The organism is Streptomyces luteogriseus (assembly GCF_014205055.1).
GTDB classification, from domain to species: domain Bacteria; phylum Actinomycetota; class Actinomycetes; order Streptomycetales; family Streptomycetaceae; genus Streptomyces; species Streptomyces luteogriseus.
Genome location: NZ_JACHMS010000001.1, coordinates 4,984,271 through 5,007,212, shown reverse-complemented (window position 1 = coordinate 5,007,212; position 22,942 = coordinate 4,984,271). Strand labels below are relative to the sequence as shown.

Annotated in this window: 21 protein-coding genes; 14 read left to right on the top strand and 7 right to left on the bottom strand. The window is 68.1% G+C overall.

The window, feature by feature from the left end:
• Positions 1-111: 111 nt before the first annotated feature.
• Together BJ965_RS22255 and BJ965_RS22250 are read right to left on the bottom strand one after the other, a co-directional pair.
• A complete protein-coding gene (locus tag BJ965_RS22255) occupies positions 112-411 on the bottom strand; it encodes a putative quinol monooxygenase (RefSeq protein WP_184910275.1) in 300 nt (99 codons plus the stop codon).
• A 42-nt stretch (positions 412-453) separates the two neighbouring features.
• Positions 454-1,440 carry a carbohydrate kinase family protein gene (locus BJ965_RS22250; RefSeq protein WP_184910274.1) on the bottom strand — a complete coding sequence of 329 codons (987 nt, stop codon included), beginning with the start codon at positions 1,438-1,440 and terminating at the stop codon, positions 454-456.
• A 276-nt stretch (positions 1,441-1,716) separates the two neighbouring features.
• On the opposite strand from BJ965_RS22250, the gene BJ965_RS22245 reads away from it, so the two are divergent.
• The 4 genes from BJ965_RS22245 (at position 1,717) to BJ965_RS22230 (ending at position 5,838) form a co-directional block, all read left to right on the top strand.
• Positions 1,717-2,733 (top strand): sugar ABC transporter substrate-binding protein, encoded by a 1,017-nt coding sequence (locus BJ965_RS22245; protein WP_184910273.1) that lies wholly within the window; start codon positions 1,717-1,719, stop codon positions 2,731-2,733.
• 155 nt (positions 2,734-2,888) lie between these two features.
• The gene (locus BJ965_RS22240) at positions 2,889-3,902 is read left to right on the top strand and encodes an ABC transporter permease (RefSeq protein ID WP_184910272.1); all 1,014 of its coding nucleotides are present in this window, start codon (positions 2,889-2,891) and stop codon (positions 3,900-3,902) included.
• Positions 3,899-4,738: an ATP-binding cassette domain-containing protein gene (locus BJ965_RS22235; protein WP_184910271.1), complete on the top strand. Its 840-nt coding sequence runs from the start codon at positions 3,899-3,901 to the stop codon at positions 4,736-4,738. Before BJ965_RS22240 ends, BJ965_RS22235 begins: the two co-directional genes overlap by 4 nt.
• A 77-nt stretch (positions 4,739-4,815) precedes the next feature.
• On the top strand, positions 4,816-5,838 hold the full coding sequence (locus tag BJ965_RS22230; protein WP_184910270.1) for a LacI family DNA-binding transcriptional regulator: 1,023 nt from the start codon (positions 4,816-4,818) through the stop codon (positions 5,836-5,838).
• Positions 5,839-6,082: 244 nt separating this feature from the next.
• Here BJ965_RS22230 and BJ965_RS22225 read toward each other — a convergent pair whose 3' ends face one another.
• From BJ965_RS22225 to BJ965_RS22215, 3 genes are all read right to left on the bottom strand, one after another.
• A complete protein-coding gene (locus tag BJ965_RS22225; RefSeq protein WP_184910269.1) occupies positions 6,083-6,436 on the bottom strand; it encodes an antibiotic biosynthesis monooxygenase family protein in 354 nt (117 codons plus the stop codon).
• A gap of 112 nt (positions 6,437-6,548) precedes the next feature.
• The gene (locus BJ965_RS22220; protein ID WP_184910268.1) at positions 6,549-7,151 is read right to left on the bottom strand and encodes a dihydrofolate reductase family protein; all 603 of its coding nucleotides are present in this window, start codon (positions 7,149-7,151) and stop codon (positions 6,549-6,551) included.
• Positions 7,152-7,580: 429 nt separating this feature from the next.
• The gene (locus tag BJ965_RS22215) at positions 7,581-7,973 is read right to left on the bottom strand and encodes a LysR substrate-binding domain-containing protein (RefSeq protein ID WP_184910267.1); all 393 of its coding nucleotides are present in this window, start codon (positions 7,971-7,973) and stop codon (positions 7,581-7,583) included.
• Between the two features lie 32 nt (positions 7,974-8,005).
• On the opposite strand from BJ965_RS22215, the gene BJ965_RS22210 reads away from it, so the two are divergent.
• Both BJ965_RS22210 and BJ965_RS22205 read left to right on the top strand, forming a co-directional pair.
• Positions 8,006-8,497, top strand: coding sequence for a nuclear transport factor 2 family protein (locus BJ965_RS22210; protein ID WP_184910266.1), 492 nt, complete (start codon positions 8,006-8,008; stop codon positions 8,495-8,497).
• 658 nt (positions 8,498-9,155) lie between these two features.
• Positions 9,156-9,701: a hypothetical protein gene (locus tag BJ965_RS22205; RefSeq protein ID WP_184910265.1), complete on the top strand. Its 546-nt coding sequence runs from the start codon at positions 9,156-9,158 to the stop codon at positions 9,699-9,701.
• Here BJ965_RS22205 and BJ965_RS22200 read toward each other — a convergent pair.
• Positions 9,698-10,678, bottom strand: coding sequence for a hypothetical protein (locus BJ965_RS22200; protein WP_184910264.1), 981 nt, complete (start codon positions 10,676-10,678; stop codon positions 9,698-9,700). The two genes, BJ965_RS22205 and BJ965_RS22200, sit on opposite strands and share 4 nt — an antisense overlap.
• 876 nt (positions 10,679-11,554) lie before the next feature.
• Between BJ965_RS22200 and BJ965_RS22195 the strand changes: the two genes are divergently transcribed.
• From BJ965_RS22195 to BJ965_RS22170, 6 genes are all read left to right on the top strand, one after another.
• Positions 11,555-13,897, top strand: coding sequence for an NACHT domain-containing protein (locus BJ965_RS22195; protein WP_246547885.1), 2,343 nt, complete (start codon positions 11,555-11,557; stop codon positions 13,895-13,897).
• A gap of 469 nt (positions 13,898-14,366) precedes the next feature.
• Complete coding sequence (locus tag BJ965_RS22190) at positions 14,367-14,918, top strand: SigE family RNA polymerase sigma factor (RefSeq protein ID WP_184910262.1); 552 nt, start codon at positions 14,367-14,369, stop codon at positions 14,916-14,918.
• Positions 14,915-16,273, top strand: a complete 1,359-nt coding sequence (locus BJ965_RS22185) for a PQQ-binding-like beta-propeller repeat protein (protein WP_184910261.1) — start codon at positions 14,915-14,917, stop codon at positions 16,271-16,273. Before BJ965_RS22190 ends, BJ965_RS22185 begins: the two co-directional genes overlap by 4 nt.
• 355 nt (positions 16,274-16,628) lie before the next feature.
• Positions 16,629-19,301 carry a phosphotransferase gene (locus tag BJ965_RS40180; protein WP_184910260.1) on the top strand — a complete coding sequence of 891 codons (2,673 nt, stop codon included), beginning with the start codon at positions 16,629-16,631 and terminating at the stop codon, positions 19,299-19,301.
• Positions 19,298-19,759 carry a hypothetical protein gene (locus BJ965_RS22175; protein ID WP_184910259.1) on the top strand — a complete coding sequence of 154 codons (462 nt, stop codon included), beginning with the start codon at positions 19,298-19,300 and terminating at the stop codon, positions 19,757-19,759. The genes BJ965_RS40180 and BJ965_RS22175 overlap by 4 nt, the downstream gene beginning before the upstream one ends.
• A gap of 294 nt (positions 19,760-20,053) precedes the next feature.
• Positions 20,054-20,392, top strand: coding sequence for a hypothetical protein (locus BJ965_RS22170; protein ID WP_184910258.1), 339 nt, complete (start codon positions 20,054-20,056; stop codon positions 20,390-20,392).
• A gap of 91 nt (positions 20,393-20,483) precedes the next feature.
• Here the strand turns inward: BJ965_RS22170 and BJ965_RS22165 are convergent, their stop codons facing one another.
• Positions 20,484-21,470 carry a helix-turn-helix domain-containing protein gene (locus BJ965_RS22165; protein ID WP_184910257.1) on the bottom strand — a complete coding sequence of 329 codons (987 nt, stop codon included), beginning with the start codon at positions 21,468-21,470 and terminating at the stop codon, positions 20,484-20,486.
• A 161-nt stretch (positions 21,471-21,631) separates the two neighbouring features.
• Between BJ965_RS22165 and BJ965_RS22160 the strand changes: the two genes are divergently transcribed.
• On the top strand, positions 21,632-22,150 hold the full coding sequence (locus BJ965_RS22160) for a hypothetical protein (protein WP_313666977.1): 519 nt from the start codon (positions 21,632-21,634) through the stop codon (positions 22,148-22,150).
• A 62-nt stretch (positions 22,151-22,212) separates the two neighbouring features.
• Positions 22,213-22,818, top strand: a complete 606-nt coding sequence (locus BJ965_RS22155; RefSeq protein ID WP_031104995.1) for a response regulator transcription factor — start codon at positions 22,213-22,215, stop codon at positions 22,816-22,818.
• Positions 22,819-22,942 lie beyond the last annotated feature (124 nt).

Here is a 22,942-nt window from a genome sequence, read left to right as displayed (position 1 = left end):
TTCCGACACGCGGCTTTCCGACACGCGGCTTCCGGCGCGCCATTTCCGACGAGGCATGCGTTCAAGAAAGCGACGCGCAGAGGCAGGCCCGCGGACTCAAGCGCAGCCGATTCATCCGCGGTCGATCCCCTCAAGGAACGTGAGTACGGAGGCGTCCTCCTCGATCAGCGGGATGAGGGCGGCGTTGAACGGGGCGCCGTAGGGGGCGTTCAGGTGTGCCTGGAAGGCGTCCTCGTCCCGGTAGACCTCGAAGATCCAGTAGGCGCGGGGGGCTGCCGCTTTGGTGTAGACGTCGAAGGCCAGGTTGCCTTCCTCCTCGCGCACCTTCCGGGCGTACTCCCGGATCAGGCGGGTGACCTCGGCCTCCGTTCCCTCTCGGGCGGTGAATTCGGCGAGCAGGGTCTTCGTCATGGTTGGGTTTCCGTCCTTGTCCATCCGGGGAGATCGTGGGATTCAGTGGGCGGCGTCGAGATGCAGGACGGCTCGGGCGTCCGTCGTGTGCGGCGCCGTCTGGTCCTGCCAGGGCGGGTTGGGTCCGGCCACCGAGCAGGTCAGGGCGGCGACCTGCACGGCGAACAGGCAGGCCGCCTCTACGTCGCCGAGACTCAGGTCCGTCAGCCTGCCGCCGAGGAGTCCGTGGGTGCCGAGGTGGTGCAGCAGTCCGGCGGTGAAGGAGTCCCCCGCGCCGACCGTGTCGACGACCGGCGTCGCCACCGCCGGTACCTGGACGCGCTCCCCGTCGAGTGAGGCCAGGGCGCCGTCGGCGCCGCGCGTGATCACGACGAGCCGGGCCCCCGCCGCGTGCCAGGTGTCGCAGGCCTGCTCGGGTGGCGTGCCGGGCAGGAGGAGGTCCAGGTCGTCCTCGCTCAGCCGCAGCACGTCCGCGAGGCCGCACCAGTGCGCCAGCCGGGCGCGGTAGACCTCGGGGTGCACCAGGAGCGGGCGGACGTTGGGGTCGATGCTGATGGTGGCCCGGGGGGCGGCCGCTGCCAGGAAGTCCTCCACCACCGCCGCCCCGGGTTCCTTGACCAGGGCCAGGGACCCGGTGTGCACGCAGGCGGTGCCGGCCAGGTCCACCCCGGCCAGTTCCGTGCTGGTCCACTGCCAGTCGGCGGTGGCCTGGGCGTGGAAGGAGAACGCGGCCTGGCCCCGGTCGTCCAGTTCGGCCACGGCGAGCGTGCTCGGCTCGGTGGCCTCGACGGCGTGCGAGAGGTCCACTCCGGATTCCGTGAGGTGGGCCCGGAAGAGGCGGCCGAACACGTCGCCGGACAGCCGTGCGAGGAAGCGGGCCGGGGTGCCGAGCCTGGCCAGGGCCACCGCCGTGTTGGCCGGTCCGCCGCCCGGCAGGACGCGGAGGGCGAGTTCGTTCTGGGCAGGCGCCGCTTCGGTGAACGCGTCGGCGACGCATTCTCCGAGGACGGTGATCTGGCGCGGGCTCATGGGCGGCTCTTCTCTGAGGACGCGTCCTCTGGGAACGCGCGGAGCGGGAACGGGCATGACCCGGGCACGCGGACGAGCGGCTTCGGGCGGGCGGCCCGTGCGGACTCGGCCTCGGGGCGTTGCCGATTTGTGACGAGTGCAAGGCATTGACGTTGCCGGGGAACGGAGTCCATCATCCTCGCCAAGCAGTGTCAACGATGACATCAGTCATCGTTGACATCGCGGGACGGCAGGCCCCACTGCCGACCACCCGCCCGACATCCGCAGGAGTCGTTCATGTCACGCACCTCTCGTCTGCCCTCCTCCTTGCTCAGAGCCGCTGCGTGCACGGGTGTCGCAGCGCTCGCCCTGACCGCCTGCGGATCCGGATCGGGATCGGGCAGCACGAGCAGCGGCTCGGGCGACGTCAAGGTCGGTCTCATCACCAAGACCGACACCAACCCCTTCTTCGTCAAGATGAAGGAGGGCGCGGAGAAGTCCGCGAAGGCCGAAGGCGTCACGCTCATGACGGCGGCCGGCAAGTTCGACGGTGACAACGCCGGTCAGGTCACCGCCATCGAGAACATGGTCGCCTCCGGTGTGAAGGGCATCCTGATCACCCCGAGCGACTCCAAGGCGATCGTGCCCGCGATCGAGAAGGCCAAGGCCAAGGGTGTCCTGGTCATCGCCCTGGACACTCCGACCGAGCCGCAGAGCGCGGTGGACGCCCTCTTCGCCACCGACAACCTGAAGGCCGGCGAGCTGATCGGCGAGTACGCCAAGGCCGCCATGAAGGGCAAGACGGCGAAGATAGCCGCCCTCGACCTGGCGCCGGGCGTCTCCGTCGGCGTCCAGCGGCACAACGGCTTCCTGAAGGGCTTCGGCGTCACCGACAAGGATGTCGCCTGCGCCCAGGACACCGGCGGTGACCAGTCCAAGGGCCAGACCGCGATGGAGAACTGCCTGCAGAAGGAGCCCGGCATCAACGTCGTCTACACCATCAACGAGCCCGCCGCTCTGGGCGCGTACACCGCGCTCAAGGCCAAGGGCCGGGAGAAGGACGTCCTGATCGTCTCCGTCGACGGAGGCTGCACCGGCACGCAGGCCGTCAAGGACGGCAAGATCGCCGCGACCTCGCAGCAGTACCCGCTAAAGATGGCCGCCGAGGGCGTCAAGGCCGTCGTGACGTACGCCAAGGACGGTAAGAAGGCGTCGGGTTACACCGACACCGGCGTCACCCTGATCACCGACAAGGCCCAGGACGGGGTCGCCGCCAAGGACACCGCCTACGGCCTGGAGAACTGCTGGGGCTGAGCCGCCGCCCCCAGCCGCCCCCGTAGCCACCGCCGTTCGTCACCTCTCGGCGGGGCGGCCGGCCCCACCTCCCCGACCTGGGACGGCCGCCCCCTCGTCCTCCTGCCGTCCGGCAGGGACGGACCAGGACTTCTGTCTTCCGACAAGGACCTCGCATGACTGCCACGTCCACGCCACCCTCCACGTCCGCGCCGTACGCGGGGCTCAAAGCGCCGACCACGGCCCGCAGACTGCTCACGCAACCGACCACCGGCCCGCTGGTCGCGCTCCTGCTGGCCTGCGTCTTCTTCTCCGTCTCGACCGACCAGTTCCTCACCGGCGGGAACTTCTCGCTGATCGTGCAGCAGGTCATGGTCGTCGGCACGCTGGCCATCGGCCAGACCCTGATCATCCTCACCGCGGGCATCGACCTGTCCTGCGGAGCGGTGATGGCGTTCGGCAGCATCGTGATCGCGAAGATGGCCGCCGAGGGCAGCCTGCCACCGCTCGCCGCCATCGCGCTGGGCCTGGTCGTCTGCGGCGGCTTCGGCATGCTCAACGGGACACTGGTGAAGAAGATCCCGCTGCCGCCGTTCATCGTCACCCTCGGCATGCTCAACGTGGCTTTCGCGCTGACCCACATCTACTCCGAGGAGCAGACGGTCACCAACCTGCCCGGCCCGCTGACGGCCCTGGGGCAGACCTTCCCGCTGGGCAAGACCGACATCACCTACGGCTCGCTGGTCACCATCGCCCTGTTCCTCCTCCTCGCCTACGCGCTGAGCAGCACCGGCTGGGGCCGGCACGTCTACGCCCTGGGCAACAGCCCGGAGGCGGCGCGGCTGAACGGCATCCGCACCTCCCGCCTGACCATCGGCGTCTACACCGCGGCCGGTGTCCTCTACGGCATCGCCGCCCTGCTGCTCATCTCCCGCACCGGCGTCGGCGACCCGCAGGCCGGGCAGACCGACAACCTCGACAGCATCACCGCCGTGGTCCTCGGCGGCACCAGCCTCTTCGGCGGACGCGGGTCGGTCCTGGGCACGTTCATCGGCGTCCTCATCGTCGGCGTCTTCCGCAACGGGCTTCAGCTGATGGGCGTCGCCTCGATCTACCAGACCCTGATCACCGGTGTCCTGGTGATCCTCGCGGTGACCGTCGACCAGATCTCCCGGAGGAAGGCCCGATGACCACGACCCCCACCACCGAGACCCCCGTCCTGCAGGCCCGCGGTCTGGTCAAGCGCTACGGCCACGTCACCGCCATCGACGGTGCCGACTTCGACCTGCTGCCCGGCGAGGTGCTGGCCGTCATCGGCGACAACGGCGCCGGCAAGACCAGCCTCATCAAGGCCCTCACCGGCGCGGTGGTGCCGGACGAGGGCGAGATACGCCTGAACGGCAAGCCGATCCAGTTCTCCGGCCCGCAGAGCGCCCGCGCCCACGGCATCGAGACGGTCTATCAGGACCTAGCCGTGGCGGCCTCCATGGACATCGCCTCGAACATGTTCCTCGGCCGTGAGCTGCGCCGCCCGGGGTTCCTCGGCAGTGCCTTCCGCATGCTCGACAAGAAGCGCATGCGTCAGGAGGCCGCCGAGCACATGGCCGACCTGAAGATCGGCCTGCGCTCGCTGACCCAGTCGGTCGAGACTCTCTCCGGCGGACAGCGCCAGGCCGTCGCGGTGGCCCGCGCCGTCGCCTGGGCCCGCAGCGTCGTCGTCATGGACGAACCCACCGCCGCCCTGGGCGTCAAGGAGTCCGGACAGGTCCTCGATCTGATCCGCCGCGTCCGAGACAAGGGCATGCCGGTCGTCCTGATCAGCCACAACATGCCGCACGTCTTCGAGATCGCGGACCGGATCCACGTCCACCGGCTGGGCCGGCGCGCCGCGGTGATCAAGCCCTCCGACTACTCCATGGCCGAGGTCGTCGCCATCATGACCGGCGCGCTCGGCGTCGACGCGGCTGGAGATACTGTCGTAGCGGATTCCGAGGCCGCGAAGGCCGCCGGAGTACAGGCCACCTGACAGCGCAACCCGCTCTCGCATGTCCCGGCCGAGGCCGCGGCCCGGGGCCCGAGAGCATCCAGGAGACGGTTTCCTCCATGGCAGCGAGCCGCCGCCCCACCTTGGCCGACGTCGCACGAGAAGTAGGTGTCAGCGCCAAGACGGTCTCCCGGGTCCTCAACGAGGACGGGCCCGTCTCGACGCGGACGCGGGAACAGGTACGCGCCGCGGTGGCCAAACTGGGCTTCCAGCCGAACCTCATGGCCCGCAACATCCGCGTCGGCGGTCCGGACACGACGATAGGGCTGGTCGTCCCCGACCTGGCCAACCCCTTCTTCGGAGCCGTGGCCCGCGGTATCGAGGAGACCGTGCGGGACCGTGGACTGACGCTGCTCATGGGATCGTCCGCGGACGATCCGGAGCGCGAACGGGCCCTGACGGCCCAGTTCCTCGCCCGGCGCGTCAGCATCCTGATCGTCGTGCCGGCCGTGGGCGCCGACCACTCCGACCTCAAGTCGCACCGTACGGCCGGGCTGCCCGTCGTCTTCCTCGACCGGCCCGGGGTCGGCCTCTCCACGGACAGCATCGTCAGCTCCAACCGTGCGGGCGCTCAGGAGGGCGTCGCCCACCTGATCGCCCACGACCACCGCCGCATCGGCTTCGTCGGCGACCTGCCCACCAAGCTCTACACCCGCCGCGAACGCCTCGCCGGATACCGCGCGGCCCTGCAGGAAGCCGACATCCCCTACGACCGTTCGCTGGTCGTCAGTGCGCACGATCAGCAGGGCGCGCAAGCCGTGACATCCCAGCTTCTCGACCTGGCCGCTCCCCCCACGGCCCTGTTCGCCGGGAACAACATCATGGCGCTCGGCATCATCGCCGAACTCGCCCGCGCCAAACGCAAGGACGTGGCCGTCGTGGCCTTCGACGACGTGGCCCTCGCCGCAGCACTGGAACCGGCCCTGACGGTCGTCTCCCAGGACCCCGAGGAAATCGGCCGCAGCGCCGCGACCACCGCCCTGTCCCGACTCGACGGCGACCGCTCCCGCGCGCGCACCATCACCGTCCCCACCCGCCTGATCGTCCGAGGATCGGGGGAACAGCAGGCGCCCAAGCCGTAGGCTGCGCAGACCCGTTGGCCCCGGCACCGGAACGGAGTGCGGCGCGTCCCCGTACTGCGGGGACCGGTACGGCGAGCGCTGGGCAGTCCACTCCGGTCTCGCCAAGAGGCTGCGTCATGAGCTGGGGGCACGGCACCCAGAGCTGCGGCTGCACGACACCAACACTCCCAGGAGCGGGCGACCAGGCAGAGCCGAGCAGTCGCGGCCCACGCCCGCTCCACCAGGAAGTCGGCAGCCGCGGGGCCTACCCTCGCGTGAACCCCTGGCTCCGCTCCACCTTCGCCACATGCAGCGTGTAGCTCTGGTACCACTCGGCCTGCCCGCGCTTTTGCGCCGCGCGGTGCTCGGCGTTGTTCCGCCACTCCGTGAGGGCGTCGGCGTCGCGGAAGTACCCCACCGTGATGCCCAGGCCGCCAGGAGTCTGCGCGTGGTCCATCCCCAGGAACCCGGGGACGTCCTTCACCAGGTCTTCCATGCGTGCGTTGGTCTCGCTGTAGCCGCTCTGGTCCTGGGTTCGCACCGTCGTGAAGACAGCCACGTAGTAGGGGGGTTCATAAGCCTCGACGGGCGTGACAGGCGCTTCCGAGTGATCGCTCATGGCGTCACCGTAAGGCGGGGCGCGTCAACGATCCAGCGTCCTTCCTGAACGGTCTTCGCGCACCCGGTCGCCGTCCACGGCCAGAGCCGCTGCACCGGCCTCGGGGACTGGATCACGCCTGGTCGGTGACGCGCGTGTAGGTGAGGAACAGCGCTCCGCTCTTCAAGACGGTGTGGTCCGTGAGTTCCCAGCGACGTGGATCGAAGGTGGCGTTGCGGGAAAAGAGCGGTATCCCGGCACCGATCGTCAGGGCTCCCACCTTGAGGATCAGCTGATCGATCTCGGAGTACAGGGCATCGGCCAGCGCCCCGCCACCGATCAGCCAGATGTCCTTACCGCCCTCTTGCTTCAGCTCTCGTACCGTGGCCACCGGATCGTCGGCCACCAGCTCGACGGCGGGGTCCGGGCTCTCGGACAGGGTGCGTGAGAACACGAGATGCCGCAGGTGCGGGTAGGCGTCGGTGATCCCGGCCGCGAGGCCGATCTCGTAGGTACGCCGTCCTTCGAGGACGGTGTCGAAGCGTGTTCCTTCGTCCGTGACGGACAGGGCCGCCCGGGCCGGAGCGGGCAGAGTCTCCGGGTACTCGGTCACGATGTGCTGGAGGTAGTCGTCGGGGATCGGCCAGAAGCCGTTCGGGCCGGTGGGATCGGCGCCGTCCGGCCCGGCGATGAAACCGTCGATCGTGGTGGCTATGTAGTAGACGAGCCTGCGCACGGATGGCCTTTCGTCGATGGCTGCGATGGTGCGGCCCGAAGCGACCGTTTCGTGCAGAGTTGACGGCCCCCCGATCGCCTGAAGATCATCGCACGGCCCCTTGGTGCCACAGGGGGGATCCGGGAAATCCTGTGCCTGAGGGTCGTGCCACGGACGTGCCCTCCTGGGGAAGCAACCGACGGCACCGACCAGCGTGTTACCGGCCCGACCTGGAGTATCCCCTCTCCAGGGAGGCGCTCCGTTCGGTCTCGGGCTCCTTGTCCGGGGCCCGTCTGCGTGAGCGGACCGGGAGGTCGTGTGGGGGTCACGACGCGATGGGGCCGAGGTCCGCGGCCGTTTCGGCCATTGCGCGGATGGTGGGGTTGCCGTCGGCCGGCCGCCAGGTGAGGGCCCATTGAAGGGGTGGGGCGTCCGGGACGGGCAGGAAGACTATGCCAATGAGTTGTTGTACCAGGCGGCGACTTCACCCAGCGGCTGAACGCATTCCCCGGAGGCGACCAGCGTGAGGACCTCATGGAAGGTCCGCGCGACAGGTCCGCGCGGGACACGTCGGCCGAGCGGCGCACGCGTGGGGAGCATGGACGCCACCCAGTACTCGGGGGCGTCGGGACCCAAGTCGACGACTCGGTTGTCTCCGAGGTCCTCCAGCGACGCGGTGCCGCGCGCGGCCAGTGGATGGCCTGCCGGCACGGCCAGCCCGCGGCCTCCGGTCAGTACGGTGGGGCCCACGGTGAGATCCGGCTCGGCGACGGGCAGCCACAGCACGTTCACGTCATGCTCGCCGGTGCGCTGGAAGCGCAGCCCACCGGAAGGGTGGAACACGCCTGACCCGTCGTCGACAAGGCAGGGGGTCGATGAGTGACATGCAGGCCGTCGCCGACCACTTCGAGATCGAGGCATTGCGCGTCGAGATCACCGACGCGGTGATGATGCGCGACTACGACCGAACCGCATCCCTGTTCACTCCCTGTGGCGCCGTGCGATGGCCGCACATCGACAAGGAATTCGTCGGCCGGGAGGAGATCCGCGCGGGGAGCGAATGGGGGCAGGGGCTCTGGGAGTTCTTCGTGCAGAACCTCCATCCGGGCTTCACCCGGCTGGACGGCGACACCGCGGTCGGCCGTGCGTACATCCAGGACTTCGGGCGGATGCGTGACGGCAGCTCGCATCTGAACCACGGCCTGTACCACGACGGTTATGAATGCACCTCTGACGGCTGGAAGTTCAGCGAGCGCGTCTACGAGGTCAGGTACACGGACCGGTCTCCGCTCGCGGACTCCCCGCCGTCCCACGCGCCGGTGGCCCAGGCGCGTCGGCAGCCACTCACCCGACCGGGGTCTTCGTAGACCGCCTCGGCCCGTCGCGTGATGAGCGAACCTCACGGTCCCGCCCGAGCATCGAGTGAAGGAGCGACCATCATGATCTTGATCACCGGAGCCAATGGCGTCGTAGGACGTCAGGTGATGAAGCAGCTGATCCACGAGGGTTTTGTCGCGGAACCGATGCTCCAGACTTCCGTGTGCCCGGGCCCCCGACAACGTTAGGTTATTGGCATGGGGTACGGGGACAAGGAATGACGAGCCAACAAGAGCTCTCCTACAGAGCGGAGTCGGATCGGCAGTGGAACACGATCGCCGCCGGCACTGCACGAGTCAGCCTGCATCCGGATGAGAGGGTGCCCGAGGTCATCGTGATCAGCGGACCGTGCCCGCGCTGCCAGCATGAGACTGTTCACTCCGAGCCGCTTGTCGCGTACGCAAGCGCGCTCCCTCGTCCCGGCCTGTTGGCTCGCCTGATGCAACGCCGCGCAACCGGACCAGCCTCTCGGGACGTTGAGGTCATCTGTGCTTGTCCCGCTGCTCACCCGGAGGCTGGTGAGCTCAAAGGATGTGGGGCTTCCTGGGTGCTGCACATCGAATGGGGCGTGTGATGGCGGTCCGCGTTACAGCCGGCACTCCCAGTACGCAAGCCGGCCGGCTGAGAGCCGACCAGTCTCGCCGCCTGATGGAAGACGAACTCGACCGCGTTCGCGCTCAAGCTGAGAACTGGCGCAACGGTCTGGCGGCTCTACTGGGTCTGCTGACGGCGGTCGGGGTCGTCAAGGGACCCGACACTGTGCAGGGACTGTCGGGCGTGGCACACGCCATGGTGGGGCTGCTGCTTCTGGGCGGCTTGCTGCTCGCGGCAGGCGGTGCCTTCTTCGCCATGCGGGCAGCGTTCGGGCTGCCGCGGCGCCGCTTCGCGGAAGCCTCGCTTGAGGAACTACTCACCCGTCAGCGCCTCAGCACACGGGAGGCAGTGAGGGATCTCAGGCTGGCCATAGGCGCCGGATTCCTGGCCCTCGCTCTCGTCACCACCGGGATCGGGCTGACCTGGTACGGACCGCGAGCCGGGAAGCCGGGGGTGCGCATCGTGGAGAAGGACGGGAGCACGTTGTGTGGGGCGCTGGTCGGAGTTGACGCCCAAGGCGTGCGGTTGCGGGTCGGCGGAGCGGAACGACGTGTGCCGATGCAACGGCTCGAGTCGGTGAAATCGGGGGGCTGTTCCTAAGCCTTCGAAGACGGGGTTGTCCAGCGCGGGTCGGGCTGAACACCACGCCGGTACCGGTCGAGGACGACGGGGGCCGTGTGCTCCCAAAGGATGTTGACTATGTGGCGAATCGCTGTTCCGAGGGTGATGGCGGGCTCCACCTCACCCTCGTACAATTCCCGAAGAGACATCTGCAGCACATCGCGTCGCTCGGCGACCGGCGGATGAGTCGCAGAAGACCGATGCACATCGCTCCGGCCCGTGATCAGCATCGAGAGGGCCCGCTCAAGGGTCTCACAGGCGGAGAAGAACAGCTCGACACCTGCATGCGCCACCGCCAGATCGCATTCCTCAGTCATCACCGACATGCACAAGTGCCAGCCGAGCAGGTCGGCCTCATGCTCCTGCTCCCATTTCCAGGTGACCTCGGTGACCTCCCCATCGTCGGCTCCCAGCAACCGACGTGGGCCGTGCCCGTCTGCCAGGTGGCCGGCCAGGACGTGACCATATTCGTGACCGAGAACGAAAAACTCCAGCCCTTCGAGCAGGAAGGCGGCAGGCACCTCGACGGAGGGTGGAGCGAAGTACTGGGGAGCTCGGCGCGGTCTGCCCTTGAGGAGGTAGGCGAGAACGACTTCCTGAAAGCGTTGCAGGGCCTCTGGGAAATCCTGCAGATGCCTGCGCACCTTGTCGGGGGCGAAGAAGAAGGCGTTCATCCCTTCTCCGAAGGAATTGAATGGCATCGCCAGGGCCACGGCTTTGCTGAACAGGTTGGCGAAGGTGGTGAGTTCACTCTCGAAGACGACCAGATGGGTGCGGGCATCGGGTGCTAATAGCGTGACAGCGTTGATCTCGCCGGTCTCCAGCGAGCCAAGCACAGGACGAGTGAAGTGGTCTGGGGTGTACTTCTCCAGCCGGTCGGCGAGACCATGGATAATGGAGAATTCACAGTAGGATTCCTCGGGCCCGCAGGGCGGCCAGAACTGCTGAAGTCTCAAGGCCTCAGCGTATCGTGCGTCCAGCGACTCTTGGGCGGTCCGTGTTTTGATCAAGTCTTGCATTAGCTGTCGTTCGTTCGCGTTCCGTCCTCGTCGTCCGAGTGCCTCCGCGACCTGCGCCTGTAACTCCCAAAGATAGACTCGGGCCCGATCCGTCTCTGTCGTCACTGTATTGCCCTCATTTCTCTCGCAGCGCACCGATGCATCACGTGAGATCGTCGGATGCCTACCATCGCCCCGCCCGTCAGATCGCGGCCCGCAACACATACCCGAAGCGGGGTATGGCGATCAAATGGGGAGCCGTCGGGGCCGCAGTTCACAGAGGAGCGACCGAACGGAACGGCATGACATCGCTCCGGATGGTCGGGACAACGGAGGGCGCCCGCAGGCCCCGAGGAGCACCAGCGTCCGTGCGACGCCCCGGGCGAACCACGCCATGGACCCCGTCAGGCCAACGCCAGCGTGAAGCGCTCCTCACGCTGAGGCTGGCCGACCGCCCTTCCAGGCAGCGACGCTGGGCCGTATCTCCGGGGGTGGCCGAAGCCGCTCGCCAATGGCCGGGGACGGTCGACGACCACCACTGGGAGCTCCGGAGCACCACTCCTGAGCAGCAAGAAGACCGATCAGTAAGATCCCCGAAATGATCAGGCAAGAAGGAGCAGCCTTCCTGCCCCACACCTGCGCACCGCCTCCGCGGTCGAGCACAAGACTCGTCGCTACGCCCGTACCGCCTGAAACCGAGGCAGCTTTTTGTAACCAACAACTGACATCTCCGCATCTGCCACCATATGCTGCGCTGGCGACCCAAGGCGGGAGCCGCACGCCGAGACCCAAATAGGCGTCTGCCGGCTTGAGAGGAAGCGGTCAGTGAACACAATGACACCTGATGAATTCGAAGAGGAAGTACGCCGAGTAGCGCGAGCTTTATGGCCCGAAGCAGAGCATGGCGGCCCTGAAATGGTGAATGGTCGCGAGGTCGACGGGATCTTCAAAACCGAAGAAGTTTCGCACATGGTCGAGGCGACTATGGATCGCCGCATCGACAAAGCCCATAATGTCGGGCCGAAACTGTTGGGCCATCTGAAGACGGCGCGCAAGCAAGGCTATTTCGCCAAGTCCTGGTTCGTCACCTACCACCCCCCGACCGCGGACCAGCGCAAGATCCTGCACAATCAGTATGACCGATCAATCGAGGTCATCTCCTACGATCAGTTCAGGTCAAAGATCATCAACGCTCGCGAGTACTTGGAGTTGCGTGATCTCGTCGGGTGGGGAAGTGCGGCGAACCCTAAAACCAACAGCACCACCGAGTTGGTGAAGTACGTTCCTTTGGGCATCTACAGCTCTTCCGGGGTCGTGCGCCCAAGGATTGCTGATTCCGGTCGGAGGGTCCAGCGAGAGGAGCCGAAGAACGTCTCCGTCAGCGATCTCTCCATGTCCGTCGAGTCGGGCGAAAGGATTGCGCTTCTGGGCGACTACGGCGCCGGGAAGAGCATGACGCTGCGTGAAGTTCACACCTACCTCAGAAAGCGCTACCTAAAGGGCGACACGCACATCTTTCCCATCACCTTGAGCCTGCGTCGCCACTACGGGCAGGACGACCCGGCGGAAGCTCTCACGCGCCACGCGAACTACTTGGGATTCCAGAACCCGGCAAAACTCGTCAGCGCGTGGCGCAACGGCTACGCCCATATTCTCCTCGACGGGTTCGACGAGCTCGCAGCTCCGGGCTGGAGCGGTTCGCCCGAAGCAATCCGGGAGAACCGGCGCGCTGCCACCGTGTTGGTCAAGGAGTTCAGTCGCGAGTCACAGCCGGACACTGGAATCATCGTGGCAGGGCGCCGTTTCTATTTCGACACCCTGGGTGAACTGGGCGATTACCTCTTTGATGGATCTCCGCATGTCATCGCCACCCTGAGTGATTTCTCGGCAGACCAGGCCAAAACTTTCTTGGCTCAATTCAACGAGAAAGGGGCGGTCCCTGATTGGCTTCCTCAGCGACCCCTGCTTCTTGGGCACCTAGCAGCCGAAGGAATCCTACGCGGCTTTGAGGACAGCGCTGGGCTGGCACCCGCTCCCGGTTGGGAGTGGCTCCTCGACCGGATTAGCGAGCGGGAGTCCTTCATCAAGCAAGGCGTCGACGGGCCTGCGGTGCGACAGGTGATCGAGCAGTTGGCGAGCTTCGCACGGCAGACGTCCCTGGGAGTGGGACCCGTGTCCATGCGGGACATCGTGGACGCCTTCACGATCGTTCGAAAGAGGCCGCCCAGCGATCGCGAACTGACTCTGTTGCAGCGCCTGCCGGGGCTGGGCGGCGAGGAGGAGGACTCCGAGAACGGCACACGGCGCTTTGTCGACCAAGACCTGGCGAGTGCCGCCCAAGCCGCACATGTGAGCCGGTTCGTCATCGACCCTTACGGCGACTACGCCGGATTCCAGCCGACGCAATGGCATTCTGCCATGGAGCCGCTGGGCGTGGAAGTGGCCACAGAACAGATCAGCAACTTCCAGGTTCAGCCGGGCATACTGCGGACCGCGCTGGGTCGGGCCATCAAGACCGACTGCCACGAATTGGCCGCAGATCTCGTCGGTATGGCAATCGCCTCTGGATTCGACATCACGAACGAGGGGACGAGTAAGCACACCGTCTCGGGGGCCGTGATACCGAGTCTGGACCTGGGCGAGGGGGGACCGAATCTGAGCGGCGTCGAATTCACGGACTGCATGTTCGAGGAGCTCGTCCTGTCCGGCGACCCCGACCCTTCACTGCTTCCTCTTTTCAACCAATGCACGTTCTTTACCGTGATCGGGAGGCTTGGAGAGACCGACATGCCACTCGGTCGCTTCACTGACTGCACGTTCGAAAGCTTCCCGGACGCTGCGGACCGAAATGCCGCGATCATGGATTCTGCCATTCTTCCCGCCGGTACGCGTGTGGTGATGACCTTGCTGCGTAAGCTCTATCTGCAGCGAGGCCGCGGAAGGAAGGACAGTGCTCTGACCAGGGGCATGGGCGGAAATGACGCAGCGTTGGTCACTCCCGCCATGCAACTCTTGCAACAAGAGGGCCTTGCGGTTCCAACTCGCCAGGGAAAGAACAAGATCTGGCTTCCTGATCGCAGTGCAGGACCTCGTGTCAGGCAGTTCCTGTCGGCTCCCAGGGTCGGAGACGATCCCCTGGTGTCGGGAAGTCGATCTCTTACCGGATCCGGGAGTTGACGCCTGCACGCGGGAAGTTCTGAAGACGTTGGTATTTCGTGCGGTGCTGATCGTTGGGCGCTCTGCTGGGCCGCCCCGATCTCCCGCAGAGAGGCGCCTCGCGCGGCGGGCGGTCCACCAGTGTCGTCGCCGCCCTGGAGCGGCCCCGATCCAGAAAGTACGAATCGATCAGGAACGCGGGCTCTCACTCAGCCCGTTCACGGCCGTTCAAGCGAACGCCTCAGGGTGCCCCCGTGGAGCAGCACCCACAGCGTCACTCAACGCAGGTTCGAATCCTGTCGGGCACACAGGTGAAGGGCCGGTTCACAAGGGTTTTCCCCCCGAGCCGGCCCTGCGGCGTCCTCGGGGATCCGCTCCTCCCCCGGCCCTGCATCGAGGCCGTCACCTCGGTGTGAACGCGCAATCTCGTCCCATGAGGGATAGCCGCGCGCCTCTCGTCACGTCGTGATGTTCGAGAAGGGGAGGGTCGATGGAGGCGTCGAGTCATGACGGGTTCCGGGAGTTCGTGGCGATGCGGTCCACCGCGTTGCTGCGGCTCGCCGTGCTGCTCACCGGCGGGGACCGGCACGCCGCGGAGGATCTGCTGCAAATCGCGCTGATGAAGGCCTACGGGCGCTGGGCGCGTATCGAGCAGCACGAGGCCTACGTCCGGCAGGTGATGTATCGCCAGCAGGTCAACCGGTGGCGGCTGCGAAGACATCGCGCGGAGACGACGGTGCCGGTGCTGCCCGAGTCGGGCACCGGCGCCGATACCGGGGCGGACTCCGAGTTGCGGATCGCCCTGTGGGCGGCGCTGGGTCGTCTGTCGAAGCGGCAACGGGCCGTGGTCGTGCTGCGCTACTTCGAGGACCTGCCGGAGGCCGAGGTCGCCGCGCTGCTGGGGTGTCCGGTCGGCACGGTGCGCAGTACGGCGCACCGGTCGCTCGCCAAGCTGCGGACGCTCGTGCCGGAGCTCGGGCCCGAAGGGCCCGCGGGACGGGTCCAGCCGCTCACCTGCACGCCGAAGGAGGCCCAGCGATGACGACGGAGCGCGTGGAGGAGAAGGTCCGGGAGACGCTGGACGCGGTCGCCCTGGACCGGGTGCGGGCGCCCGGGGACCTGGCGGAGAGGGTGGTGTGGCGGCGCAGCCGACGGCGTTTCTCGCAGGCCGCGGGTGCGGCGGTCGCCGTTGCCGCGATCAGTGTGGGGGCGGTGTTCGGCTTCGGGAACGGGGGTGCTGCCGGGCCCGACCGGCCCGTGCGGCCGGCGGCTTCGCCCGCCACTCCGCCGGAGGGCTGGGAGCCGTGGCGGAGCAGCAGCCCGGGCGCCAGCGAGCGGGGGTGTCTGGTGGACGGTTCCGCGCTGTACTGCAGCGGGTCCGAGTACGATGCCGCGAAGGTCGACGCCAACACCGGCAAGCGGTTGTGGACCGTACCGGTCAACCGCGAGGGCGACAGTATCGACCACCCCTTCGCCGTGCGTGACGGGGTCGTGTACGCCTACCGCAACCACACCGCGGAGAATCTGCCGGACGGTGACTACGCCGGCGGTACCGATCTGATGGCGGTGGACGCCGGTACCGGTGACGTGCTGTGGAAGGTCGAGATGCCGCAGGACGACCGCACGGCCCAGGCCGCCATGCTCATCGACGGAGCGGTGCTGGCGAACACCCCCTCGGTGCGCACGATGTCGGCGCTCGATCCGCGTACGGGTAAGGAGAAGTGGCGCCACACCTGGGACAAGGGCACCGCGTGTCAGCGGGCCGTGCTGAGTGGTGTGCCGTATCTCCTGTGCATGCGGGACGTCGAGAAGCCGGACGCCACCGAGGTGCTCCGGCTCGATCCCGCCGACGGGAGCGCCACGAAGATCGCGGCCCTCCCCGGCGGGCAGCAGCTCGTCGGCACCACCGGGAACCGGATGGTTCTGATCGCGGCGCAGGGTGCGGACGGCAAGGATCTGCGGCTGACCACCGTCAGCGGCTCGGGGGAGCGGGTCTCGCGCCCCTACCGGACCATGGGGGCGACGGCCACCTCCGAGGTCATCGGTGACCGGCTGTTCTCCGTGTCCTGGCAGGGCAAGGCCTCCGCCTACTCGCTGACCACGGGCAAGACCCTGTGGACCCGTCCGGTGGGCGTCAAGTTGCCCGACCGGGACACGATGGCGAGCTTCCCGTCGCCCGTGGTGTCGGTGGCGCAGGGGGTCGTGTACTTCTACAGCCCGACCGGGGATCTGTCCGGCCTCGATCTGCGCACGGGTGAGCAGGTCTGGCGCGATCACGTCGACACCGGCGAGGCACGGCCCGGGTTCGGGGCGCCCCAGCTCCTGCTCTACGAGGACGTGCTCATCGCGCGCAACGGCAGCACGATCGTCTCGCAGCTGCCTCGGGTCGGCGACTGACCCGAGGGGTCCGGTGGACGCGCCGACCGGCCTCGGGCTCCCCTGCCCGGGGCCGTCACCGTGAGCCGGCGGCTGCCCGGTCACCTCTCAGCGGCGACGGTCCTTCCCGGCCGCGGCCGCTGAGGCGTCTCACCCGTCCCACGGTCACGGCAGATCCGCCTCCTTCCTCTTTTGCGCGATTCGCCCCCGCGGCGCCATAGGGGTGGATACCGTTGTCCGCCCTGGAGATGCAGGTCACATCCGAGGAGGGGGCAAGGACGTGGACATCTCTTCACACATTGCTTGGGCGCAGAGTGCGTTTCCGTATCCGGAGGGGGCGACGTACCCCGACCCGAGGAAGTCGCCGCAAGGGATCGTGCAGTCAGCGGCGAACCTGGCGCGCGCCTACGATCATCATCGGCGCCAGGTCGAGGTCGACCAGGTCCCGTTCTGGCTGGGCGCGGGTCTCAACGGACTGGCCAAGGAGCTCGTACAGCAGGGGAGAGAGAAGGACGCCGCACTCTCCTTCCAAGTGGCACATCTTGTGCTGACCGGCGACCCGGGCGAGGGCCCGCCGGCGCAGCATATTGAAAAGGCGGCATTCTTCAGCCGCCGTAACCTCCAGTCACTCGGTGCCGACACCACGACGGCGCTCCCCGATCCGGTCGGCTCGCCGATCCTCGTCCTCGGTGACATCCTCGGGGGCGCGGAATCCATTCAGGCCGAGGGAGCCGGGCACGAACAGAGGACCGAGCGGGACACGGAAGGACCTCGGCACAGTGGCGCCGAGCGGGAGCCCTCCACTGCGGGAGAACTCGTCGCCCAGCTCACCAGAAGCTGGGCCCCCGGGCGGGTCCCGATCCGCGAGCAGAACGACGTTCTGCTCGATCACTTTGCCGGCATAAGCGGTCAACTCGGCGCTCTGGACCGAGACTTGGGACGCGAGTACCGGGCTGACGTCGAGGCGGTCACGGCGGTCTTCCCGGACGGGTTACCCGAGGACCGTCAGGACCTCGAAGCACTGGCCCAGCGGATGCGCCGCTTCGCGTTCGACAGCAGGGCACTGGAGGAGCGCGGGGAGCGCCGCGTGCGGTGGCTGGCCTCCGCCACCACCAACTACCTCGTCTGGAAGATGCCCGGCGGCATCCCCACCAACGGCCCTCAGGTACTCATCGACCTCATGGGCTACATCGGTGCCATCCTCAGCAGCGAGAAGCGTTACCAGGACTCGGCACGTGACCTGCTCCTCGACTGCACGGAAGCCCAGGTGTGCCTCGCGCACCGGCTGCCCGCTGTGGTACTCGGCCGCTTCCCCTACCTGCGTGTCTGGCTGCTGGCCTCCGTCGGCACCTATCTGATGCTGGCCGGCCCCAACCCGTCACGCCCACAGGACAGCTACTACGACCCTCGCATCCACAGCGACGACGCGACCAACCGTGGTCTGCACCGGGCGCAGCGGGAGCACTGGCCGGAGATCCTCCTCCGTCAGTGGCGCGATCAGGAGAGTCTGAAGGGGGCCTGCTTCGCCCTGGCTTCCGTGTCGGGCTGGGACGACGTCCGGGCCCAGTGGCTGGTGGAGCGCATCTTCGAGGCGTCGAACGACGATCGGAAGGAGCTGGACAGGAACTTCTGGAGTCAGGCCGTCGAGGAACTGATGAGCGCCGCCCGCAAGGTACGTGTGGCCACCAACCCGTGGTCACACGAGGAGTCGGGCTCCTCCCGCGGCAATGTCATCAGCAGCGACGACGCCGGGCGCCTGCGCATCCCGTCTCCCGTGCTCCAAGCGGCCGTGGCGCAGGGGCTGTCGCCCGGTGACGTGATCACCGTGCACGGCAACCTGTTCAAAGGGCGCCGGATGCCCACGTTTCTCCTCACGAACCGCTACGGGCCCCTCTCGGTGCTGAAGGTCGACTATCGCGACAAGGTCGTACGCGAGGTCGGCAACTTCAAGCGGTACGCGAAGCGGCTCCACCAGAGCAACCGGCCCAGTGAGTGCGCTTCGCACGCCATGGAGATGTATCTCGGGGAGAACGGCGACCCGTTGCGGGCCATCGAGACCGAATACGCCTTCGAGGAGGGGGAGAAACCCCTCACCCTGAGCTCCTGGATCCAGCAGGCCGAACCGGACGACGCGACCGCGATCGTGGACCGGCTGCTGCTCAACACCATGCGGCCCTGGGTCGCCCACGTCCGGCGCGACCGGATCGATCTGCGGTCCGAGTACCCGATCTTCCGGCCCGCGCCCGCGTCGGACAAGCAGTCGCCGGACAGCTGGGCCAGCGTGGAACTGGCCCGGATCACCGATCCCCGTGTGCGGTCGGAACTCGGTGCGCCGCTCAACGCCCACGAACGCGCCGCCGGGGACTGGACGCAGAAGGCGCCCGGGCTTCCGGAGGCGATGGCGCGCATCGGTGACGCCGTCGAGTGGATCAGCCCGCTCTGGTTCGCCGCGGAGCTGGCCGAGGTCGGCAGCGGAGCGCTGACCGCCGTCATCGACTCGTTCGAGGTCGGACTGCGGGACTTCGACACTCTGCTCACCCTGTCCCACGGCGACCTGCATCTGGACAACGTGCTGTGCACCTCCGGCGGTCATCTGCCCAAGACCGTGCTCATCGACTTCGAGAGCGCCCACTACGGTCATGTGTGCAAGGACCTCGCCCGGCTCGAGGCCAGTGTGCTGTGCCAGGTGTTCACCTGGGACCAGGCGGCGGCCACGCGCATCGCCGCCCGGATCGCGGACAGTTGCTTCCGACCGGAGGCCGGCCTGCTGCTGCCCCAGGAGGACATGGACCTGCTCACCCACTCGGAGCGCGTCGCCCTCACCGTCAGTCAGCGGGTCAGGGAGATCGCCGAAGGCTGCGGTCAAGGGCACTGGCCGATCCGGAAGGAGGAGTATCAGCTGGCGCTCGCCGGGGCGTTGATCCCCATGGCCCGCTACAGCACGATGTCCGTCCCCCAGCGCTGGTTCGCGATCACCCTGAGCACGATCCTCTGCTCGGCTCTCCAGCACCATTGGCAGCTCGCCGACTGGGAAGGCGGGGACGCTTGACCGAGTGGATCAGCACGATCATCGCCCTGTGCGCCCTGGGTCTGTCGAGCGTGACGGCGTTCGCACAGCATCACAACCGCAAGAAGGAGATCCTCGCGGCCCGGGTGACGGCGTACTTCCACCGTACGTCCGCGTTCGCCAAGATCCGGCTTCCTGACGGCACGCTGCGTCAGGCGGGATACCACCTGGTCATCTGGAACCAGGGCCCCGCCTCCGCGGAGCACGTGGAGGTGGAGGTCAGGGACCCTGAGGGTGTCACCGTGACCTTGGCGGACTGCCTGGACGGCGAGTTCCCTCTGGAACGCCTCGACGTCTCGGGCCGGTACCCCATTCCCTGGCTTCCCACCGCAGACATGCACAGGGGCGCACGTCGGTTCATCGTCGTCCTGCGCTGGCGGGACGGTAACGGCAGGCACGAGCGGGTGCTGCCCATACGGCGCGGGGAGACCAACTTCTGACCGCTCCTCGTCGGCGGGAAGGGCTGCGCCTGCGACAAGGCCTCGGACCTGTCCATGGTCCGGGGCCTTCGCCGTCCTGCCGGCCGGCCCGTGTCGGGGCCCGGCGTGCAACTCCCTGCCAGGCAGCTTCCTGGCGTGGCCGGATGCGGACAGCGGGGGCGGCGGGATGGTTCTCTCTTCTCAGCGGCCGGGAAGCGCGGGGAACGCGGAACGGTCCGGGGGAGCTGAAGCACCACTGGCTCCATGCGCATCGTCGCAGAGGTCCTGACTCACGCAGGGAAACGGAGACCAGAAATGATCCGCATCACCAAGCGTTGTTCCGCCGCCGCCGTGGTCGTCGGCTCGGCCGTGCTCGCCACGCTCGCCTGGGCGGCGCCGGCTCAGGCCGCCGACCAGCAGGGGTCGTCCGGCGCGGCCGTCGCCGCGCACGCCGGGGTCCCGGGCGACGTCGTACTGCCGCACCTGCCGGGTACGCCCGACGACTTCACCTGGACGCCGCTGCCCCTGGGCGGTGACGACTTCACCTGGACGCCGGTCCCGCTGCACGACCGTGACGACTTCACCTGGCACCAGTCGCCGGCCGAGGGCCCCGACGACTTCACCTGGCAGCCCGGTCCGGTGGGCGAGCGGTGATCTCGGCGACCACGGCGGTTCCGGCGATCGCGATCGCCACGGCTGCCGAGACCGTGGCCCGTCGGCCCGCCGGCCAGGACATGAGCCGCCGTCAGATCCACTGGCGGCGGGCCGCCTGGACCCCCGCCTCGAAGCGGCTGGAGGCGCCCAGGCGCTCCATCAGCTCGGCCATGATGCGGCGTTCGGTGCGGACGCCGATGCCGAGGGCCCGGGCCACCGCCTCGTCGGTGAGGCCGGTGGCGAGGAGCTGCAGGAGTTTGCGCTCCTGCGGGGTGAGGCCCTGTGGGTCCTCGTCGGGTGAGGGGTGCTGATGGAACGGCGTCGCGTGTTCCCAGTAGGCCTCGAACAGGGCCCGCATGGCGAGCACCACGGGCCGGCTGTGGAACATCAGCGCCGCGGGGCCCGTCTGGCCGGGCAGGTTGGCCACGATGGCCGCGGTCGTGTCGATGATCAGCAGCCGCATCGGCAGGGTCGGCGACGTGCGGATCTCGCTGTTGTGCTCCGCCATCCACTGCGCGTGGGACCGCGTCACCCGGTCGTTGACGGCACTGTCGAGGTAGATCGAGCGGAACCGTACGCCCCGGGCGAGCGCCCGTTCGTTCAGCGGCCGGGATGCCTCGATGGCCTCCTTGGTCAGGCCGCCCACGGGGTGGAAGACGAGGGACTCCTGCTGGCACGACTCGGCGAGGGCCTCCAGCCGGATGCGGATCTCGTCGACGTTGTCGAGCTGCTCGGTGCCGTCCGAGCCGGACCCGCCCGACGCCGTGTACTCGGCGGCGAGCGCGGCGAGTGCCGCCCGGTTCTGCTCGATGCGCTGCTGCCGCCAGGCCAGTTCGTCCTGTTCCCGCTGGAGCAGGACCTTCAGGCCGAGCGAGGGGTTCACCGCGCGCAGCGTGCCGGGTGAGTCGCCCGAGGGAGCGAGCAGGGACAGGTCCGACAGGCGCACGAGCGCCGCGTGCACATCGTCGGGACCGATGTCGAGGAGCTCGGCGAGCTTGTCCGGATCATGCTGCTTGTGGAACAGGATCGCGCGGTACACCGCGAGGGTCTGCTGATCGAGCGGCGATACGTCGTCCACGTGGCGTCTCCCCCTTGAACCACATGTGAACCGCATGTCTGGACCGGACCGCCGCGCCGGCTCGAGAGCGAAGGCGCGGTTCGGGGGAGTCGTCGCGAGTCAGACGAAGATCCCCCGTAGATCGTTCACATATTGGTCACGTTACCCGCTCAGGAGTTCCGGTGTCGCACACAGTCGCACATGTACCACCGCCGTTGCACGGCTGTGTCGTCCTCGTCGTAGACGCCACCACCGGCGTCGGCCGGCGGGTCACCAGTCAGCTGTGCGCGCTGGGCGCCGCGGTCGCCGTGGTCGGCGCCGGGCACCCGGGGCGTGACGACGACGCCGCCACGAACGCGGCGTTCCTGTGCAAGGAACTGGCCGGAATCGGGCTGGTCGCACTGCCCTATCAGGCCGATGTGGAACGGCCGGAGAGCTTCGGCGCGCTGACCGGCCAGATCGCCGCCGACCTCGGCCCGGTCACCGCCAGTGTCGTGGTCGTGCCGTCCGCAAGCGGAGGCGAGGAACTGGCCCCGGCGTTCCGCGTGCTGTCGGGTGTCGTCGCGGCCTCCCTGCCGGGCGGCGCCGAGCACATCGAGGTCGACGTGGGGCACGAGGGCTTCGGCCTGGAGGAGGCGGCCCAGGCGGTGGTGGAGCGGCTGGTGCGACTGCACGAGCGGTGGCGCACCCCCTCCGGCTGACGGACACCACCTGTCATGTTTTTCAGAGTCTTTGCCTTAGTCCTGCCGTACGGGGGTCGAGCATGTCGATACGCATAGTCCTCGCTGGTGATCACCAACTCGTGCTGGAGGCCTTCGCCGAGACGCTCAACGGCGTCGACGGGCTGGAGGTGGTCGGCCTGGCCACGTCGTACGACTCCGTGCAGCCGGCCGTGGAGCGGCACCGGCCGACGGTGCTGCTGCTCGGCGAGTCCACGATGGGTGGGAAGGCGCTGCGCGTCGCCACCGATGTGCGCAGCCGGCATCCCCGGTGCGGGGTCGCGCTGATGGTCGGGGCGGCGACGTCGTCGGTGGTGGACCGGGCGGTGGCGGCCGGTGCGCTGGGTGTCGTGCCGAAGAACGCCCGCCTCCCCCAGCTCGTCACGACGCTGATGGGCGTCGCGGGTGGCTGCCTGACCGTCGACCCCTCGCTGCTGCGGCCGGTCTCCGTCGGTGAACTGTCCCTGAGCACACGGGAGATGGACGTGCTGCGGCTGACGGCCGGCGGGGCGACGGTGAAGGAGATCGCGGGCGAGCTGTATCTGGCGGCGGGCACGGTGCGGAATCTGACGTCCGCCGCGATCAAGAAGCTCGGCGGACGCAACCGGTTCGACGCGGCGCGGATCGCCGGGGAGCACGGGCTGCTGTGAGGGGTGTCCGGGGCGTGGGCGAACGCGCGCCGGCCCCGGCACAAGGGGTGCCGGGGCGGGGCGTTGGTGCCGTGCGAGCGCTGGTCGGGCTGGTGCGGTCGCTGCGGCGGTGGGTGTGCGGTGA